The following is a 5,401-nucleotide window of genomic DNA, read 5'->3' as shown; positions in this document are numbered from 1 at the left end:
ATAATGCGCTGCGCATCATTCATATCAAGAATGCCGAAGCCCTTATTCTTGATGGTATGGATCGTATCGGCTGGGGAAGGTAGGGGCAGTGCACCTGCACCCCGAACAGGGATAAGTCCTCCTAGCTTGAAAGCAATGGGATCTCTCTCTTCTCCCTCGAACGCCCATCTCAGCTCGCCTGGGTTCACACGAGCTGCTCTCAGCTCTTCCAGGCTCACACGAACAAACGGCAACCCGTCTTTGAGATGTTCGGGATATGCTGTCAGATCAAATGACGACCAATCCGGGTCTATTGCATAATAGAACGGATAGCGCTGATTGATCGCACGCGCCACCGACGTTGGCGATCGGTTCTGTCGCGCTTCCCGCACATTTTGAATAGACTTGGGGATTGCCGCGATTGCTGCCATCAGAGCGGCATAGATGGCGGCAGATTTGCGGATGATATTCATGTTCGGCTTCCTTTTGTTTCACGACAGCGGGCGCGCTGTCGTGAAAGCAAAGTTACCGATTTAGCCAAGGCCTCGTTGCAGTCTAATTGAATGTTGGCGCTTGCCCGCTCCGTTCACCACAATAGCGGTCGGAAATGACGTACCAACAACCGCTCGCCGTGGGCCATCTCGGGCTCGTTCGCGAAATCCACCGATAGATTGATGCCATCCTGGCCTGTGCCAACGTAGAATCGAGGGTCGATGGTCGCGTCTGGGCTGTCAGGTTGCTCAGAATCTGAATTGATGACAGTGCTATAATAAAGAGGTGCGATTTTGACAGAAGTTCGGGTTACAATGGCTTGCTTGGCCGCCTTCATCAGTGGCTCGCGACCCACGAGTAGGTCCACGAGGTAATCGATTTGCTTGTAAATTTTCTCAAGATTCGGAATGTCGTTTTCGATGACGCCATGGCCGGGATTGGTAGAGAAACAAGCAAGCAGCGTGACAGCAACCTCGGGAGGTATTTCGTTGTAGGCCCCTCGAGCGAAATAGCCGAACCAAGCCGCCAAATCGAAAAGGTCGGATAGTGGTTCGAATTCTCCATATAGTACGATGGGGTTGATGCCTCCATGAAGAGCCAGCATGAAGCATCCCCATAGATTGAGGTCGTATTCTGTGCCGTAGTCTAAACGCTGCTTTGTTCCAGGACCGACGGGCAAGCCATTTGCTACGCGATGGCGTGCTATTTCTCTTTCGATCCGGTGCACGGCAAGAGCACGCAAGTGTCCGCGCCGCAAAATGCTGATTATCGGAAGCTCGCGGTCTGTGATTTCTTTATAGCTGAATGGCCCGTAGATCTGTTCATGACACAGAATTTCGGTGGCCGCTTGCGCGCGGATCGCTTCTGGTGTGAGACCGAACCAAGGCTTCGCGTGTTTCCGACCGTTCGTGCGCAGATGTTCGGTAGTTACATCGCGTTCGTGCTTCTTCCGAATCTCCGGTGCGGCGTATTGATCACTGGCTTCCTTGAATGCGGCTTTGACGGTCGCAAGCTCGGCATTCTCCAACTGATCGCGAACGGCTTCATCCGCTTGTGTCCATGGATTTGCATCGCGATTGGCCTGGAATTGCGCCATCTGAAGCACGCGGCTTGCTCTGACGCATTGGGCATACAAGGCTGTCCGCAAGGTCCCGACGATCAGTCCTTGATTGGGGCGTCCCCTTTTGCCTTCGTCTTCGTGGGCCGGAACAATAGCAATCCAGTCACCGTGCTTGAAGCCTGCTTTTTGACGCCTGTTTAGCTTGATACCGTAAGTATAGAGCTGAAATTCAGTAACAGCTCGAAAATCCTTCTGCTGCCAATCCGCGATCGTGTCGTCGTCCGCCTGGAGAGGAGCTCCGAATTTTGCATTGTAATAGATGATGGGAACTTGTTTAAGGCTAAAGCGATCGCGAATCTTGTGAATGCGAGCGACCCTGTCTGGTTTGTGCATCGCTTCGAGTTGATTTTCGTTTAGATAAACTCGCGCTCCATTGCGACTTCTAAAGGCATCTAGGCTTCCAAATCGCATCTTCCACTCTCTCCACGCACTGATTTATTGGCTGTATAAATGACGAGCCATTTCGAAGCCGAGAAATGCTGCGGATAATTTTGAGTAAAATCCAACCTTTCTAATCTTGTCCCACAGCTGCGCTTCGCCACGCGGAAATGCGCTTTCTTCAATTGGTCTGCAACGCGTGCTGATCGCCGCCCTTACGAACGCCTCCTTCAATGGAGGCGGACGTGGTCGCGACAATCGCAGCCGGCACGACGGCGAAATATTACAGCAAGCAGTCGGAGTATTACCTGGGAGGCGGGGAGCCCGCAGGACGTTGGATGTCATCGACCAATGATTTCGGCGTGCGGCACGGGGCCGACGTTGAGAATGCTTTGTTCGAACGGCTACACGCCTCGCAAGATGTAGACGGACGGCCTCTTCTGTCCAACACGGGCGATAAACAAAAGCGCGTCGGAGGCATCGATCTTACGCTGTCGGCGCCAAAGTCGGTCTCTGTCGCATTCGCTCTTGCAGATCTTGAGACAAGGCGTCTGATCGAAAAAGCTCAATACGAAGCCTGCGAGGCAACCATCGCGTTTCTGGAACGACACGCGACGTTTTGCCGGCGTGGCAAAAACGGCCATCGTCTGGAAAAGGCGACGTTGACTGTTGCGTCATTCCAGCATGGCGAGGCGCGTCCAGTCGAGCATAGCAACGGCAAAGTGTATGCGGATCCAAATTTGCATACACATGCAGTTTTACTCAATTTTTCACGTCGCGATGATGGGACGGTGGGTGCTTTAGACGCCCGGCACCTCTTTGCCTATAAAATGGCAGCAGGAGCCATCTATCATTTACAATTTTCTACAATTTTAAGTAGAATCGGATTCGAGATCGGGGAAGTCGGCAAGAACGGCATGTTCGAGATCGTATTGCCGCAGACGGCTCACGACCGGACAGATGCTCTTTCGTCAAGCTTCAAGGCGCTTCAGCACCATTTCTCGGCGCGCCGTCAGGAAATCGAACAAGCGATCGAAGCCGAAGGGCTTTCGACCGCCGATGCACCGGCGCTGGCGGCTGCCATTGCTCTCGGAACACGTTCCTCGAAAAACAAAGAGCGAGCGCAAGATCGATTCGAATTGTGGGCCGAAGAAGCAGCGCCGTTTCTCGATGTCGAGCGGCTTATGACCAATCTACGCGCATCGCGGGATCGAGATGTTCTTGAGCAGGAACGACAGATTGCTGATGGCGTCGCACGTGTCCCGGCGCTTCTGACTGAACACGAAAGCGTCTTTGAGCGGCGTCATCTCTATGCCGCGGTCGCAACCTCGCTTGTTGGCACTGGAGCCGATGCCGAGCGCGTCGAACAAGAGGTCGAACGTCTTATCGAAGGTCGCGAGATTGTTGAATTGGGGCGGGATGCCCTGCAACAACCCGTCTTTTCCACGACTGAGCAGATTGCGATCGAGCGCGAATTGGTTGCGGTGAGCGAGCGCCTTGCGCACGAACATCGCTTTGCGCCCGCCCCCCATCGCGTGCTCGAAATCTGCCGCGCGCATGGCTTGTCCGACGAACAGACGCATGCGGCGCAGATGGCGACGGACTCGGCTGCAATTGTTGTGATCGAGGGCGCGGCCGGGGCGGGGAAGTCCACGACGTTGGCTGCAATCGTGGAGGCCTATTCTGAACAGAATGTCGCCGGAGGCCTGGGAATGACGGCGCGGCGGGTCATCGCGACGAGCCAATCCTGGAAGGTGGCGAAGGAATTGCAGAAATTGGGGATCGAAGCGATGGCAACGGACGCCTGGCTTGCCCGAACCGCCAAGCCGTTTCTCGACGCGAATACCGTTCTTGTCGTGGATGAAGCGGGACTGCTCTCATCGCGCCAAATGTTAGCCATCACCAAACGGGCGATGGAGGCGCGGGCCAAGGTCGTAATTGTCGGAGATCGCGAGCAACTGCAAGCCGTTGGAGCCGGCCCTGGACTCACCATTCTCGCGGGCGTGACTGGCACAACCCGCATCGACACCATCGTCCGCCAGCGCGAACCCTGGATGCGAACGGCTGTCACCGACTTTGCCAAGGGGCGTGCAGAACGCGGCTTAGCGGCGTTCAGAGAACGTGGTCTGCTCAATTTTGCCGCGGGCGAGCGAGCGACCGTCACGGATCTGGTTGATGCTTGGCAGAGAACTCAGCGAGAGGCGCCAAATGCGTCGTACTTGTTGATTGCAAAGACAAATGCGCAGGTTCACGCCCTCAATGCCGAAATTCGCATTCGATTGAAACGGGATGCGGTTATCGCCGCTGATGATGTCGAGGTGGCAGCCGTGACGCCATCAGGTCACGGGCAAACGCTAGAGTTAGCGGTCGGCGATCAGATTCGCTTCTTGGTTCGCCATGATCGGCTGTCTGTAATCAACGGCACGACCGCCGGCATCACGGATATCCAAGATCGCGAGACGCCAGATCCGATTATCCACGTCAATATCGACGGGCGGCAAGCACGCTTCCATGTGTCGGAATTCGCAGATGAACACGGCAGAGCGCGTCTCGGGCACGCTTATAGTACAACAATCTACGGGTCGCAGGGGCTGACGACCGATCGGGCGTTCGTCTGGGCTGGCCCGGCGATGACGCGCAACGAGGCTTATGTTGCTTTTTCCCGGCAGCGCGACAGACTTGAAATCTTCGCGGACCACCGGGAAATCGACGCACAAGCGCGTCTCGATTTGCCGCTATCGGAGCGGCTACAGGTCAAAATCACGCCTGAGCAGCGCTTGGAATGGTTCGCGGCGCGCTTGTCACGCTTCCAGGTGAAGACTTGTACGCTCGATCCAGCCCTGGATCTTGCCGTGCGCGCTGGTGAACGGTCGCTAGAGAGGAATATGTCGTCGGCATATCAGCGCGGCTAAGGCGCGCTTCGCTGAGAGCTCTCGCGATAACCCGTCGTTTAGGCGGTGGTGCCGGACATTGCCTGGTTCGTACAGAATGCCCGCCTGATATCCGAGTCCTGGTCGCTCGGCTGCACGGAGAAAGACAGCAAATCTGTGCGCTTTAAGGTCGCTGTGGCCGTTAACACGGCGCGCGACTTTGGGCGGAACGAGCATTTTCATTTGGACTGCAACCTGCCCCTGCCTGCTGCAATACAGATGACCTCCTTCGATGGAGGTTTCCGTGGTTGCGACGATCGCACACCAGATATCAGCAAGTGGCCAGTTCGAGCAGTGCGGAGATGATCCGCGCAGCGCCAAGACCATTAGCTGCCGGACGGCTTCCATCAGCGGCTTTGACCGATGCGGGTCAAAGCATGCGGAAGGACAGAGTGATATTGCCGCTCGCGTGACGGCCTCGGAGGCTGGTCATGGCTAAGCCCCGCACGAGGAAAGTGCGGCTGCATCCGCGGGCGGCGCTCGCTGGTGAGCCGTCAGCATC

General features: G+C 56.0%; 3 protein-coding genes. 1 reads left to right on the top strand and 2 read right to left on the bottom strand.

The features are described from left to right. Both ACIQ17_RS30270 and ACIQ17_RS30265 read right to left on the bottom strand, forming a co-directional pair. Positions 1–452 (bottom strand): hypothetical protein (locus ACIQ17_RS30270; RefSeq protein ID WP_398473164.1); only part of this gene is annotated, 452 nt, incomplete at its 3' end. 113 nt (positions 453–565) lie between these two features. Then, on the bottom strand, positions 566–2,002 hold the full coding sequence (locus tag ACIQ17_RS30265) for a hypothetical protein (protein WP_398473163.1): 1,437 nt from the start codon (positions 2,000–2,002) through the stop codon (positions 566–568). Positions 2,003–2,214: 212 nt separating this feature from the next. On the opposite strand from ACIQ17_RS30265, the gene mobF reads away from it, so the two are divergent. After that, entirely contained in the window at positions 2,215–4,881 is a 2,667-nt protein-coding gene (gene mobF / locus ACIQ17_RS30260) for a MobF family relaxase (protein WP_398473162.1), read from the top strand. The last annotated feature ends 520 nt before the right edge of the window (positions 4,882–5,401 follow it).

The organism is Tardiphaga sp. (assembly GCF_044340795.1).
Classification (GTDB): Bacteria; Pseudomonadota; Alphaproteobacteria; order Rhizobiales; family Xanthobacteraceae; genus Tardiphaga.
Note: the sequence above shows the minus strand (reverse complement) of the source record. Positions and strands in the feature narration are given on the sequence as shown.

What these genes read in the sequence shown, in the direction of transcription:
- ACIQ17_RS30265 (WP_398473163.1), bottom strand. Translation starts at nt 2,002, where the DNA reads ATGCGATTTGGAAGCCTAGATGCCTTTAGAAGTCGCAATGGAGCGCGA.